We start from the raw sequence: 14,476 nt of genomic DNA, 5'->3' as shown, positions 1-14,476 counted from the left end.
GGGAGATGCGTGTGTGCTTCGGAAGGCGAGTGCCGCGGGACGGACAACCCATGAGAGACCCAATTCGTCAGTATTTCCCCAGCTTTTTCAAAGCTCTTGAGAAGAACACTAGGCAAACGGGACTTCACGCACACGAGTACGACCTACGTGTTCAAACGCGGGTGGTTACGCATGGATTACGCGCGAGCTACTCGTAAGTACTGGTGAACGGTACGTGGATCTACGCACCGGAGCAGGTCAGGACTCCCGGAGGTCCTCGCGTCGGTTGACTCCGAGCTTCGCGAAGATCCTGTATAGGTGCCCCTCGACTGTTCGCACGGAGACACTCTTCGCCTCTGCGATCTCGCGGTTGGAGTAGCCCTCCCGGACCAGCGAGACGATGCGCTTCTCGGTCGGCGTGAGGCTCGGTGTGGCGGCTGCGGGCGAGGCCGCGGCGAGCGGAACGGGCACAGGGCCCTCTCGCTGCTCGCCCAGGGTCACCAGACGGCGCTGCACCGCGCGTGTCTTGCGCTCGGAGCGCTGCTCCCCCATGCTCTGCAGGGCCAGCGAGAGCCCCGCGAACTCGAAGGCGATGTTGCCGTGCTGACCTGCGAGGGTCGCGGCGTCGATCATGGCCTCGGCGTCGCCGGCCCGGGCCGCTTGGGCGAAATCGCGGAGGTCCGCCGCCCCCTGGCCCTCGAACCCGTCCAGAACGCGCAGCAGCGGCTCGATGGCGCGCCGATCGCCGAGGAGCAGGGACAGCCGCAGGGACGTACCGGCCACCTCCTTCATCCCCGCCTTCTCGGCTTCGGCGGCGATCGAGATCAGCTCCGTCCGCGCCCCGGGAGTCTGGCCGAGCAGCGCGGCCGTCGCCGTGATGAACACCCGCCCGGCCAGTCGCATGCTCCGGGACCCCCGCTCGGGGGTCCGGTCGAACTCCCGGACCAGCTCGGCGGCCTCGGCGGTGTCCCCCGCCAGCGCGCACGCGTAGGCGGTCATGCCCATCAGCAGTGTCAGGACCTTCGTGGAGTCGGTCTCGCGGAGGGCCTCGAGTGCCAGGAGGAACCGCTCGCGGGCCAGCCCGTTGCGGGCAGCCCGGAGTGCGCCGATACCCTCCACGAAGTCGCCCCAGCCGGCGAAGTAGGACGAACTGGACGCGTTGGCCGAGAGGTAGGTCTCGAGGACCGCCTTCCCCTCCTCCGCGCGCCCCACGTTGGTGAGCAGGAAGACGTGCCGCGCGACGGCGGCCTCGCGGTACCTGAGCAGCAGGGCTCCGTTCGCCTCGACGAGTTCCACGGCCCGCCCGGAATAGGTACTGCCCTCCAGCGAGCGTCCGGTGCTGCCGAGCAGGTCGGCGAGCAGGATCATGCAGCCAACACGTGCCTCGGGGGTGGCGTCGGCGTCGGCGAGCATGGCCCGAAGGTCATCCTCCACACCGTCGTAGTGTCCGTCGAGGACGAGGATCCTGCTCTCCAGGATCTTGAGACCGAGGCGGGAGCGCGCAACGTCGACGGGCGTCATGGTGCCGCCGTCCGTGGTCTGAAGGGTGGTCACGAGAGTTCGCCAGCGCTCGACGTCGGCCCGAAGGTCCTCGCTGGGCGCTCCCTCCTTGAGTCTCATCTCGAAGGAGAGCAGGGTGGCCTCCTTCGCCACACGGGCATCGGTGCAGCGGGCCAGCACCTCGTCGACGAGCTCGCGTGCGTAGGCGGAGTTGCCGCGCCCGGCCTCCACCTCCGCTATCTGCGTCATCGCGCTGCCGCGGAGCGCCGGTGCGGTGACCGCGCGCGCGGCCCGGAGCGCGAAGTCGTGATCGCGTAGACCATTGGCCACCGTTGCAGCCGTGAGGAGTGTGGCGTCGTCGGCCTGTACACCGCAGTCGAGCCCCCAGGAGACGAACCGCAGGAAGCCCTCGAGCGATTGCACCGTCGGGTCGAGGACGGCCAGTACCGCGCGCCGGATGGCCATGCTGCGGGCGGCGGGTACCTGCGAGCGCAGTACCTCGCCGTAGAGCGGATGCTCGAGGGAGACGGATTCCTCCGGCCCGGGGCCGACGGCGACGAGCCTGTCCTCGCGCAGCCGCGCGAGCACGCCGACGTCCACGCAGCGCGAGAGCGTGTCGAGGGCGATGGGTTCCGCGAGCGCCACCACCTCGAGGACGGCCATGTCCTCTGCGGTCCTCGAACGCAGCCGCGCGCGGATGAGGTCGCCGAGCTGGAGGTGCATCATGCCCTGGTCGCCGGTGAGGCGCCACACCCCGTTGCGGCTCTCGAGGTACCCCTCGGACTCCCCCCGCTCGAGCACCGTGCGCAGGAACATCGGGTTGCCACCGGTTGCGCGTGTCAGCGCCCGCGACGTCCCGGTGAGCACGGGGCCGCCGAGCACCTGCCGGCACAGCAGGCCCACCGCCTCGGCGTCGAGCGGTTCCAGGTCGAAGCGGGCCAGGAGCCCGTCCGCGCTCAACGTGGTGAACTCGGCGGGCGCGGACGGAAGGTCGCGGCTCATCACGAGGACCTTCGCGCGCCGGGCGCTCACGAGCTGCGCGAGGAGGGCGGTGGAACTCTCGTCGAGTTCGTGGGCGTCGTCGATGACCAGGAGCGGCGGGTGCTGGGGCCGCACGGTGCTGCCGGCTCGCGCGGTCTCCGACCCGAGGTACTCCATCACGGCACGGAGGATGGCGACGGGCGATTTCGCGTCGCTCACGGACAGCGTGTGGAGATAGGGCGCGAGCGCCCCGAACGGGATGGCGCGGAGGGAGGAGCCGCCCGTGACGGTGACCACGGGGGCGGTCCACCGCAGGCCGCTGACGACGGCACGGGCGACGGCGGTCTTCCCCACCCCGGGCTCTCCCATGAGGAGGGCGCCGAAGCCGGCGCGGTCGGACAGTGCGGCGCTGATGTCCTTGATCAGGCGGGCGCGCCCCACGAGCTCGGCGCTGGCAACTGCACGACTCATGGTTGCGGCCCGAAGATCAGCCCGAGCTGCTTGCGGCTCGAGAGTCCGAGCTTGGTCATGACCTGGTGCACGTGGCCCTCCACGGTGCGATGGGAGATATGTTCCTGCTGCGCGATCTCCTTGTTCGGCACGCCCCGCGCCACCATCCGGGCTATGGCCCGCTCGCGTTCGCTGAGGAGCTTTCGGCGCACGTGCCGACGCGCCGGGGTGGAGGTACGCCGCAGGATCTGCTCGGCGTGCACGCGGATCATGGGATCGTCCGTCTCGTCAAGGTACTCGATGCTGAGCGCCGCGATGTCCCCGGCGAGGCAGTAGTGGCCGGTCTCGAGCACCGCGAGGGCCGTCTCCTTGAGTGCGTGCGGGTTCCTCGCCGCCAACGCCGTCGCGAACGAACCGCAGAGCGTGGCGAACCGGCCTTCCGTGGCGGAGCTGATCGTCGCGAGGGAATCGGCGGCGTCCCGTCCGCCGAACTGGACGCCCTGCACGAGGAAGAACAGTTCGATCCCGTGGTACCCCGCAGCGTTGAGCTCGCGCGCGCGCTCCAGGAGGCCGGCGACGGCGACGGCGGGGCCGTCCAGCCAGGCTTCCGAGAGGAGGCGGAAGTAGTGCACCGCTTCCCGGACGTGCCAGGCGTGGCGCTGGGTCGTGAGGTCGATCGCGCGGAGGTGGTCCTCGGCGGCGTCCGGTTCGCTCTCGAGCACCAGCGCGTAGGCTGCCGCCGCCTCGGCGAGCGGCAGCATGCCGTGCCGGTCGCGGATGCGCAGTTGGCTGATGGCGGGGACGAGCTTCGCGAGCGCAGCGCTGCTCCGTCCGAGGAACGCGAGCAGCACGCCCTCCGCGCTCTCGGTCGGCGAGCCGGCGAGAAGCAGGGCGCCCCCCGGGTCGGCGGGGCTGCCGGCCAGTCCCAGTGCCTCCGCCCACTCGCCCGCCAGGACCAGCGAACCGAACAGGTGCGCGGAGGCGCGCTCACGGTCGATCGAGCTCGCGGCGGGATCTGCGAGGCGGGCGCCGACACTCCGCGCGAGCGCTACGGCCTGGTCCTGCTGACCCAGTGCCGACTGCGCCACACCGAGGATGCTCCTGATCCTCGTGGACCAGCGTGAGGTCTCGGCGCGGCCTGTCAGTGCGGCCGGCACGCGCTCGACGATGCGGTGCAGCTCGCCCTCGAAGAGGTGCAATTCCAGGCGCAGCACCTCGGCGCGGCCGGCGAGGTCAGCCACCTCGGCGGTGGCCTGGTGCTCGGCGAGGCGGCGGACCACGTCGTCGAGCAGTGCCGGTGCCTCGCGAACGCGGGCGTGCGTGCGCGTCAGCAACCCGGCGGCGAGCAGCCGCGCGGCGACCCAGAGATCGAGCGGGAGCTCTGCGCCGGGATCGTCCAGCAGACCGTCGACGGCGGCGATCGCGTCGGTGAGCCGGCCGTCGCCGATCAGGTGGCGTGTCCTTTCGATCACCGCCGCTCCCCCGAGCTCGGCGGGCGGAACGGCGTCGAGGAACCGCTCGGCGGCGCCGTCGACCCGGTGGTCGTTGGCGTTCCTCGCGAGCGCCACGAGCTCGTTCGCGCCGAGGAGCTCCCCCTGCTCGAGCAGCCAGAGCGCCAGCGCGATCCGCGAGCGGGCAGGCATGTCGGCGTGCTCGCGCTGGGCGGCGAGGGCGGTGAGCGCCGCCTGGCCGGCCTGGGAGATCAGCTGGCTGCGGACCACATCGGCGAGGACGTCGTAGGTGATCCGCACCAGCGGGGTGCACGCCACGTCGAGGGTCAGCACCCCTTCCTCCTGCAACGTGTCGAGGGCGGTGGAGGGGGCGGCCTGCAGCAGGAGGGCGAGCGGCGCGGCGCCGCTGACCGAGAGGACCTCGATGACGGCGCGGTCCTCGGGGTCGAGATCGGCGAGCCGCGTCATCGTCCAGTCCGTGATGGAGCGCCCGGACCCCGGCCGCGGCGCGTCCCGGGAGACCCACACGCCGTCGCGCTGGAAGAGGTAGCCGGAGGCGACGTCGGCCTTCGTGGCGAGCTGCAAATACCGGGGGTTGCCGCTGCTCGCGGACCACAGTTCGTGCGAGGCCGAGCGCGAGACAGGCGCGCCGAGTGCGGCCGTGAGCATCGCGGTGGCGCCGTCGGGTGTGAGGGGCTGGATGTCGAAGCGTTCGAGGACGCCGTCCTTCCAGAGGTCGAGGAACTCACCCGGGGCACGGAGAATGTCCTCGCAGGTGACCACGAGACGCACTGCACCCACGCGGGCGAGGTGCGCTATGACGGTCGCGGACAACTCGTCGATGTCCTCGGCGCCGTCGATGTGCATGAGGGTGCGGCGCGTGGCGGAGTCGCCGTCGAATCTGCGCTGCAGCGCGCTGAGGACCAGCAGGGGGCTCCGTGCGGTGTCCTCGTCGAGTTCGGCAAGGAGCACGTTCAGCGCTCCGTAGGGAGTGGTGGCGTGTGCGGCGGAACCGCGGAGGTACATGTGGTCCACGTGGCGTGACATCGACGCGAGCACACGCTGCGCGATCATGGTCTTTCCGACACCAGCCGGGCCCACGAGCACCACGCCGTGTCCGGCGTCCGCGGTGAGGACCTGCTGGATCGCGGCGACCTCGGCGTCGCGGGCTGCGAAGGGCCAGCGGCCGTCGACCACCGTCACCCGAAGGACCCGAGGGAAGCGCTGCGCGCAAGGGCCATCCACGCGACCTGATGTGGTCCGCTTCCTCGCTCCCAGCTCACCATGACGCTTCGCCTCACCACGCTTGTCCCCAAGGTGCTCACACTACCGCCCGGGGGTTCCTCCAGGGAGTGACCGGCGCGGGCCGTGGGGCGGTTCTTTCGGACCTATTTCGGCGGGTGGAACTTCTGCTGCGCGGCGGCGAGGCCGTCGGTGATGAGGAGTTCGACGGCGTCGGCGGCGTCGTCGAGCAGGAACGCGAGCTCCTTCTTCTCGGCCGTGCCGAAATCTTTCAGCACGAAGTCCGCGGCGTCCTGCCGACCGGGCGGGCGGCCCACGCCCACGCGGACGCGGTGGTAGTCCTTGGTGCCGAGCGCCCGGGTGATGTCACGGAGCCCGTTGTGCCCGCCCTCGCCACCGCCGAGCTTCAGACGCACCGTGGCGAAGGGGATGTCGAGTTCGTCGTGGACGGCGATCACGTGGTCGGGAGCCACGTCATGGAAGCGAGCGAGCGCGCCCACGGGCCCGCCGCTCAGGTTCATGTAGGTGAGGGGTTTGGCGAGGACCAGCCGGGGCCCGCCGATCCCGAGGCGGCCCTCGAGGCTGACGGCCTGCGCCTTCGACGACGAGAAGCGGCCACCCACGCGGCCGGCCAGCAGGTCCAGGACCATCTGGCCGACGTTGTGGCGGGTGCCCGCATAGCCGGGCCCGGGGTTACCGAGCCCGGCTACGAGCCAGGTGTCAGAGGACACCGTGCGGGTACTTACTTCTCGTCGGCGTCAGTGACGACGGCGTCCGCGTCGGCCTGGCCGGCGGTGGCGCCCTCGGAGGTGCCCTCGGTTCCGGCGTCGGTCTCGTCGGTCTCGCCGAGGTCCTGAACGGTCGGCGCCATGAGGTTGACGATCAGCGTCTCGGGATCGGTGATGAGCGTGACGCCCGCCGGGAGGACGATGTCCGAGGCGTAGAGGTGCTCGCCGATGTCGCGGCCCTCGATGCTGACGGTGAGGGTCTCGGGCAGGTGCGTGGCCTCGGCCTCGACGAGAACCGTGTTGGTCTCGAGGTTGGAGACGACCTCGGGCAGCGGCTCGCCCTCGACGTGGATGGCGACGTCGACCTCGACCTTCTCGCCACGGCGGACCGTGAGGAGATCAAGGTGCTGGACGATCTGCTTGATCGGGTTGCGCTGGATGTCCTTGACCAGGGCGAGGTGGTCCTCACCGTTGATGTCCAGGGTCAGCAGCGCGTTGGGCGTACGCACCGCGAGCGTGGTGGCCTTCGCGGGCAGGAGGATGTGGATTGGATCGGCGCCGTGACCGTAGACGACGGCGGGGATCATGTTGGCGCGGCGGGCCTGGCGGGCGAAGCCCTTGCCGAACTCGGTGCGGACGTGTGCTGCGAGCTTCTGCTCGGACATGGTTTCTCCTGAAGTGGTGGGCGGGGTGTCGCCCGGGCGGGGGAACACGTTGGTCCAGCGCACCGCCTCCGCAGCTCTGTGAGCCGGAGATCCGTAGCCAGCCACCGTCGATCACGGAGTTCGCCGCTGATCCCCGGTCATCCGTGGATCTGCAGGCCGCTCCCTCGCCTAGGCATCGCCGTCAATGCTACCGCACGGGACCTCGCCCTGAGGACCTGCGCTAGCATCCAGGATGGGGGAACGATCGCCTGCCCGCACGCTACCGAAGGCCCCGATGCGCACAGCGTTCCCCGTGCTCCCTGGTGGTGACCCGTCTCGGCCCGCATCCCAGCAGAATCCTCCAGCCCTGAGGCCGGACATCCAGGGACTGCGCGCCCTCGCCGTGTCCGCGGTGGTGCTGGATCACCTGATCGGGTGGCCGAGCGGCGGCTTCGTCGGCGTAGACATCTTCTTCGTCATCTCGGGGTTCCTCATCACGGGGCTCCTCCTGCGGGAGTACGAGAAGACCGGGCGCATCTCCTTCGGCGGGTTCTACCGCCGCCGGATCAAGCGCATCATCCCGGCGTCGATCACCGCGATCGTAGCCACCCTTCTCGGTGCCTTCGCCATCTTCGGCCCCTCCCGCTTCCTCGAGACGGCGCTGGACGCCGCGGCAGCGGCACTGTTCGGCGCCAACTGGCGTTTCGCGGCCCTCGATACCGACTACTTCCGGGCGAACGTCCCGGTCTCCCCCCTGCAGCACTTCTGGTCACTGTCGGTCGAGGAGCAGTTCTACTTCGTGTGGCCCGCCGTGATGCTCGTGGTGTTGGCACTGGGGGCGAAGCGCGGCGCCGGGCCTGCGCGGGCCCGGCTGGGCGCCGGCCTGGTGATCGGTGTGATCTCGGCCACCTCCTTCGGGTGGGCGCTCTGGGAGACGCACACCGCACCCACGGTGGCGTACTTCTCCACGTTCTCACGCGCCTGGGAACTCGGCGCGGGTGCTGCCCTGGCGTGCGCCGCACCGCTGTCCACCCGCCTTGCTGCAGGTGTACGCCCCGTGCTCGCGTGGCTGGGCATCGGACTGATGGTGTCCGCACTGTTCCTCGTCGACGCGTCCTCGGCCTTCCCGGCGCCGTGGGCGCTCCTCCCGGTCCTGGGTGCGGTCCTCGTGATCCTGTCCGGCACCGGTGCGGACCATCACGCGCTCCTGCTGCCCCTGACCAACCCCGTGAGCGGGTACCTCGGCACCATCTCCTACTCCCTGTACCTGTGGCACTTCCCCGTGATCATCCTCGGCGGCGCGGTGTTCCTCGGACGGACTCCCCTGTTCCACCTGGGCTGCGCTGTCGCGATGCTCCTCCTCGCGGTGTTCTCCTACCACCTCGTCGAGGACCCCATCCGCAGGTCCTCCTGGCTGTCCGGCCGGAGAGCCAGGACCGCGGGGGCGACGACGGCGGGAAGCAGGGCGGTACACGGCGCCGGCTTCCGACGGGCCGCAACAACGGCCGCAGTCACCGCGATCGTGTGCGCGGCGAGCATCCCCCTCATCCCGGCGCATTCGAGGAGCATCCAGCTCTCGGACTCCCCCGCCGTCGATGTCCCGGAGGAGACCGCGGCCCTGCAGGAGCAGATCCGGACGGCTCTCCGTCAGAGTGACTGGCCGACATTGGACCCGACCATCGACGAAGCCATCAACGGTGCCCTGGCGCCGGGTGAGGTCAGCGCCTGCGACGGCATGGAGCGAGTGGACCTCGACGAGTGCACCTGGGGCGATGTCGATGCCACGCGGCACGCGGTGGTGGTCGGCGACTCGATCGCCGTCTCGTGGGTCTCGTCCGTGCGGAAGGCGTTCGGGTCCGCGGACGGCTGGTCGGTCACCGGCCTGGGGACCTCCGGCTGCACCTTCACCGAGGTCCTGATCCGGAACCCCGAGCCGGAGCTGGTGCAGGCCTGCGAGGACCGGAAGACGCAGGCCGTGGACGCCATCAACGAACTGCAGCCCGACGTCGTCATCATCGCCAACTCCTACGAGCCACGGTTCCCCACGGGCCGGCAACAGGCGCTGACTCCCGAGGAGTGGAAGGAGAGCACGCGATCCATCGTGTCCCGCTTCAGGGACGCGGCGGGCGCCGTGGTGTTCCTCGCTCCCCCGCCGCTCTCCACGGACATCACGGACTGTTACTCGAAGATCGCCGAGCCCTCCTTCTGTGCCGGGCAGGTGAGCGAACAATGGCATACGGTTGCCGCCGCGGAGCAGCAACTCGCCGGTGAACTGAACGGCTACTTCATCTCCCCGGAACTCTGGTTCTGCGCGGAGGGGTGGTGCCCGAGCTTCGTGGGGAGCACCCCGGTGATGCGGGATCAGGTCCACATGACGCCGTCGTACCAGCTCAAGATCGCGCCCGCGCTGCGCCGTGAACTCGAGGACCGGGGCATCGTCGAGTTCTGAGGCCTCCCTGGCGCGGCGGAACGACGTGGGCGCACAGGGCCCGGACAGCCGCATCGGGGATACTTCTGGGACACCCCCGCGGCTCTTCCGCCGCCGCTGAACTCTCGAGGACTCCCTGATCACCGCTCCCCTGCCGTCCCCGCGCTACCGCCGGGTCACGCTCGCGCTCTGCGCGCTGTGGCTCCTCGCGGTCGCGCTGATCGTGCTCTCGCCGTCGCCCGTGGACTCGGGCGCCAATGGGCTGGTGGTGCGGGCGCTGGCCGCGCTGCACCGCCGGGGCGTTCCCGCCTGGTTCGACTTCGCGTTCGTGGAGTTCACCGCGAATATCGTGATGTTCGTGCCGCTGGGCCTGTTCTTCTTCATTCTCGCGCCGCGCGGGTGGCGGTGGCTCGGTCCGCTCGGGGGGCTGGCGCTCTCCGCCGCGATCGAGCTCACGCAGCTCGTGGTCCTGCCGCAGCGGGTGGCAACACCGTACGACGTCGTGGCGAACGGTTTCGGCGCGCTGGTGGGCACCGTCGTGGCCTGGGCACTACTCCGGGCACGACGGCGGCGCCCCCGTCTGTGACGGGCGTCGCGTCACAGCCGCGCCCGCGAGGGCACCTGACGCTGACGGGACCGGGCGCGCCGCTACAATCGGCGTGGTCCCATTCCTCGTACAAGGACACGTCTACATGCGCATTTCCGTGATCGGTTGCGGCTATCTGGGAGCAGTGCACGCGGCATGCATGGCGAAGCTCGGACACGACGTGGTGGGGATCGACGTCGATGCGCGGAAGATCAGTGAACTGCAGGCGGGACGCGCGCCCTTCTTCGAGCCCGGACTGCCAGAGCTGCTGCAGGAGGTCCTGGCAACGGGACGCCTGACCTTCAGCTCCGACATGGCGGATGCTCGGGGCGCCGAGGTGCACTTCCTCTGTGTGGGCACGCCGCAGCGCAAGGGCGAGTACGCGGCGGACATGCGGTACGTGGACGGCGCGTTCATGTCCCTGCTCGATTCCCTCGAGCCCGGCAACCTCGTGGTGGGCAAGTCCACCGTGCCGGTGGGCACCGCCGCACGGCTGGCCGACGACCTCGCCGAGCGGCACCCCGACGCCATGCTGGCCTGGAACCCGGAGTTCCTCCGCGAGGGCTTCGCCGTGAAGGACACCCTGGCGCCGGATCGCTTCGTGTACGGCATCCCCGCAGGCGATGCGGGCGCGCGCGCCACCGAACTGCTCGACGCCGTCTACGCCACACCCCTCTCGCTGGGCACGCACCGCCTCTGCTCGGACTACGCCACCGCGGAGCTCGTGAAGGCGGCAGCCAACTCGTTCCTCGCCACGAAGATCTCCTTCATCAACGCGATGGCGGAGGTGTGCGAGGTGACCGGCGCGGACGTCACGCTGCTGGCGGACGCCATCGGCATGGACGAGCGAATCGGCCGGAAGTTCCTCAACGCCGGTGTGGGCTTCGGCGGCGGCTGCCTTCCCAAGGACATCCGCGCGTTCATGGCCCGCGCAGGCGAGCTCGGCGCTGACCAGGCGCTGACCTTCCTCCGCGAGGTGGACGACATCAACGTCCGCCGCCGCATCCGCGTGGTCGAGCTGACCCGCACGCTGGTGGGCGGCTCGCTGCTGGGAAAGCGCATCACCGTGCTCGGCGCGGCGTTCAAACCCAACAGCGACGACGTCCGCGACTCCCCCGCCCTCAGCATCGCCGCTCAGCTGCAGCTCCAGGGCGCCGACGTGACGGTGACGGACCCCGAAGCGATCGACGGCGCCAGGCACCGCTTCCCGGAACTCGCCTACGAGGCGGACCTCGAGCAGGCCATGCAGAAGGCGGACGCACTACTCCTCCTGACCGAGTGGAAGGAGTATCGCGAACTCCTTCCGGAGGTTGCGGCAAAGGCGGTGCGGACCAAGAACATCCTCGACGGCCGTAACGTCCTGGATCCGAAAGCCTGGCGTGCCGCCGGCTGGACCTACAAGGGGATCGGCAGACCATAGACCATGACTGTGCATGACGCTGGGGCGTCACAAACACCTTTCCGGATTCTCACCGTCTGTACCGGCAACATCTGCCGGTCCCCCATGGCCGAACGCCTACTGCAGGTGGGGCTCGACGAACGCTTCCCCGGGCAGTTCGAGGTGCGCAGCGCCGGCACAGGGGCGCTCGTCGGCAACCGGATCGACGCGCGGGCGGCCGGCTACATCCGTGACCTCGGCGGCGACGCCGACAACTTCTCCGCGCGGCAGCTCACCCCGCGCATCCTCGAGGGCCAGGACCTCGTACTGGCCCTCACGCGGGAGCACAGGAGCCGAGTGGTCGAGATGTCACCGACGATGCTGCGGAGGACCTTCGCTCTGCGCGAGTTCGCGCGGCTGCTCCCCGGTCTGACACTCGACGAGTCACTTCAGGGAGCGGACCGCTGGCGTGCGGCGATCCCAAAGGCTCTTCGGGCCCGCTCGGCCCACGCGGGTCCACCTGAGGACGACGACGTCGTGGACCCTTACAAACGGGAATCCGAGGTTTATGTAGAGAGCATGCAAACCCTTGCAGATGCGCTACTCCGGATTCGCTTCTCGGTCCTTTCTGACAGTCTCGGGCCTGACTTGGCCGCATCCGTACAACCTGAGGAATGACGACTTGAATCCCTTCCTCATGCTCGCAGGGGCACTGCTCTTGGTTGCGCTGTTGCGTTCAAGCTCCATCCGATTAATAGCTTTCGTCCTCGGAGCCATGCTCGTTCTCCAATCAAATCAAGGCTTGAGCACAAGTAAACTCGCATATCTCGGAGTACTTATCGTTTGTGCTACCCTCGGCGTAGTCCGACTATCTCGATCTGATTCTCCGCGCTGGCTCGGAGCTTATCGCAGCGCATTTTTTGGTAGCGCACTTCTGCTTCTGGTAATCGTGCTTAGTTGCACAACCTCCCTTCTCGCTGGTGAGAGTCTCCAACGAGTCGCGCGGGACGCTCTGACATACGTAATGATCGTTGTCGCGCCGGTCGTAGGTCTCGACGCCGCACTCGACATGTCCGAACGGACCGGCCGCCGTGTACTTACTGCCCTCACCGCGCTTGCCGCCGCAGGATTCGCGGTGTACTGGCTCGCGGCACGAGGTGTAAGTACATTAGGGATTGACCGCTTGATACTGTCATCTATGGCGCTGGCGGCACTCGGCGTGATTTATGGCTTTGTAAGGGCTCTGAGCGGGCGGCTTAGAGTTGCTTGGCTCACGTTGAGCATTTTCGGGATCGCCTCCATCCTCGTAACGGGCGCACGCACGGGCCTCGTGGCCATCCTTGCGCTAGCCGCTACTCTCGGCGCTAAGTCTAAGAACCGGGTACCACCCATTATCGCGCTGCTCGGCGTGGCGGCAATTGCTCTAGTATCGTGGGTGGCTCTCCCGCTCATGTCAGCGCAGCTTGCTTCCGCTGACTTCTTGGAAGCACGCCTCGGTGCTTTGTCCCGAACATTCACAGACGGCGTTAACGCAGACGCTTCTGGTGTCATCCGAGCCAGGGCTTACGGATATGCCCTCGACGAGTTTCGTGAGAGTCCCCTGTTTGGCGTCGGACTCGGACACGCTTTCCCCAACCCTAATCCGAATCGTGCAGATGCAGATTTTCAACTCGACACCCCAGCACTGTACCTTGCGAAGTTCGGGATTATTGGCACCACACTAATCGTCGTCAGCATCTTTCTGATGGCCCGATCATTCCACGGATCTAGCAAAGTATCATCCGGGTTCAGCAATGAGCGCACGGTCGCTCGGGCAATGGTTTTCTTATGGATCTTGATCCTGCCATTTGGAGCTCCAACGGAGGACAAGGGTTTCGCGTTGTCCTTATGCCTTCTATTTTTGATTCTCGGCATCCGCCTAAATAAAGACTGGAGCAGTCGGATAGATGCGCAACCCCGTGCCGACAGGCCAGCCGCTAGTGCTAAGCCCGGCCGGCGACCCTCAAATCAACTTCGTCGAATAGATTAACGTATTTCTCCGCGCATGCGCTGATTCCGAACGATATCTCCGCCCGACGTGCCCGGCTCTGAGATTCCAGGCGGACACTATCAAGTTGCCCTAGCACTTGCATAAGAACTCCAGCAGCCTCGCTGGGTTCTGAGTTTTCACTAAATGATCCAGAAATCAACTCCTGACCTATAGCGTCAGCAATATTTGACGAGCAGACTATGGGAACACCACTCAGAATCGCCTCTATCAGGGCAACACCTTGAGCTTCCCGATTAGACGGGTGAAAAAGAACATCAGTCGTTGATAATATAAATCCGACATTGTTGGTTGCACCTCGAAACTCACCGGGGGCCTGTGACGCGATGTGGTCACGAACGAAAGCGGCTGCGACTTGGTCGTGATCCCAGGGTCCGTACCACTCGAAAACAACATTTGAGCCGCGACACAAGGCAGCGACTTCCGCCCAAAATTGCGGTCGCTTCTCCATCGCAACCCTCGCGACTGTAACGACTCTTCTCGGCTGGGCGACACGTTCCACTGGCTGGTCAGTAAGTGAACTCAGTGGACGTTGCACCCCGTTTTCAATGATCCTAAGCGGCCGACGCTCGAAACGCCGAGAATACATCCGAGCCGCAACTTCGCTAACAGCCACTCCAACGACGCTTCGTCGGCTCGATAAGAGTTCGACTACCCTTAAAGGCACCGGCGCGTAGTCGTCACCACTACTATGAATTACGTCAACGATTGGCACAGATAAAGGAGCCGCGAAGCGAGAATAAATGATCGGTAGAGCAGTATGCGCGACAATTACGGTAGGATTAAAATCGCGAATACTTCGCCGCAGTCTTAGAACTCGGCTTATCGCTCCGCGCGATCCAGATTGAGTGTCAAGATAGGTAGTTGTACATACAAAATTTCGCGACCATTGACCCTGAAGTGACACNGACAATTACGGTAGGATTAAAATCGCGAATACTTCGCCGCAGTCTTAGAACTCGGCTTATCGCTCCGCGCGATCCAGATTGAGTGTCAAGATAGGTAGTTGTACATACAAAATTTCGCGACCATTGACCCTGAAGTGACGCAGCAAGCGTTTCC

At 67.2% G+C, this 14,476-nt stretch carries 10 protein-coding genes; 5 read left to right on the top strand and 5 right to left on the bottom strand.

What is annotated here, in order from left to right; all coding sequences use genetic code 11:
• Window positions 1–237: 237 nt before the first annotated feature.
• From AC4D16_RS11080 to AC4D16_RS11065, 4 genes are all read right to left on the bottom strand, one after another.
• Complete coding sequence (locus tag AC4D16_RS11080; protein WP_490955029.1) at window positions 238–2,931, bottom strand: helix-turn-helix transcriptional regulator; 2,694 nt, start codon at window positions 2,929–2,931, stop codon at window positions 238–240.
• On the bottom strand, window positions 2,928–5,564 hold the full coding sequence (locus tag AC4D16_RS11075) for a helix-turn-helix transcriptional regulator (RefSeq protein ID WP_490955028.1): 2,637 nt from the start codon (window positions 5,562–5,564) through the stop codon (window positions 2,928–2,930). The genes AC4D16_RS11080 and AC4D16_RS11075 overlap by 4 nt, the downstream gene beginning before the upstream one ends.
• A gap of 185 nt (window positions 5,565–5,749) precedes the next feature.
• Window positions 5,750–6,334 (bottom strand): aminoacyl-tRNA hydrolase, encoded by a 585-nt coding sequence (gene pth, locus AC4D16_RS11070; protein WP_490950185.1) that lies wholly within the window; start codon window positions 6,332–6,334, stop codon window positions 5,750–5,752.
• An 11-nt stretch (window positions 6,335–6,345) separates the two neighbouring features.
• The gene (locus AC4D16_RS11065) at window positions 6,346–6,996 is read right to left on the bottom strand and encodes a 50S ribosomal protein L25/general stress protein Ctc (RefSeq protein WP_490950186.1); all 651 of its coding nucleotides are present in this window, start codon (window positions 6,994–6,996) and stop codon (window positions 6,346–6,348) included.
• Between the two features lie 274 nt (window positions 6,997–7,270).
• Here AC4D16_RS11065 and AC4D16_RS11060 point away from each other — a divergent pair, with 274 nt between their 5' ends.
• From AC4D16_RS11060 to AC4D16_RS11040, 5 genes are all read left to right on the top strand, one after another.
• Window positions 7,271–9,424, top strand: coding sequence for an acyltransferase family protein (locus AC4D16_RS11060; protein ID WP_490955027.1), 2,154 nt, complete (start codon window positions 7,271–7,273; stop codon window positions 9,422–9,424).
• Between the two features lie 115 nt (window positions 9,425–9,539).
• A complete protein-coding gene (locus AC4D16_RS11055) occupies window positions 9,540–9,989 on the top strand; it encodes a VanZ family protein (RefSeq protein WP_490955193.1) in 450 nt (149 codons plus the stop codon).
• A 106-nt stretch (window positions 9,990–10,095) separates the two neighbouring features.
• Window positions 10,096–11,409: a UDP-glucose dehydrogenase family protein gene (locus tag AC4D16_RS11050; protein ID WP_490955026.1), complete on the top strand. Its 1,314-nt coding sequence runs from the start codon at window positions 10,096–10,098 to the stop codon at window positions 11,407–11,409.
• 3 nt (window positions 11,410–11,412) lie between these two features.
• The gene (locus AC4D16_RS11045; RefSeq protein ID WP_490955025.1) at window positions 11,413–12,045 is read left to right on the top strand and encodes an arsenate reductase/protein-tyrosine-phosphatase family protein; all 633 of its coding nucleotides are present in this window, start codon (window positions 11,413–11,415) and stop codon (window positions 12,043–12,045) included.
• A 346-nt stretch (window positions 12,046–12,391) separates the two neighbouring features.
• Complete coding sequence (locus AC4D16_RS11040; RefSeq protein ID WP_490955024.1) at window positions 12,392–13,396, top strand: O-antigen ligase family protein; 1,005 nt, start codon at window positions 12,392–12,394, stop codon at window positions 13,394–13,396.
• On the opposite strand, the gene AC4D16_RS11035 is transcribed toward AC4D16_RS11040, so the two are convergent.
• Window positions 13,350–14,321 carry a glycosyltransferase gene (locus AC4D16_RS11035; protein WP_490955023.1) on the bottom strand — a complete coding sequence of 324 codons (972 nt, stop codon included), beginning with the start codon at window positions 14,319–14,321 and terminating at the stop codon, window positions 13,350–13,352. The genes AC4D16_RS11040 and AC4D16_RS11035 overlap by 47 nt on opposite strands.
• Window positions 14,322–14,476: the final 155 nt, after the last annotated feature.

This window comes from Arthrobacter sp. TJ-236, assembly GCF_058269235.1.
This window is presented reverse-complemented; position numbering and strand designations above follow the sequence as displayed.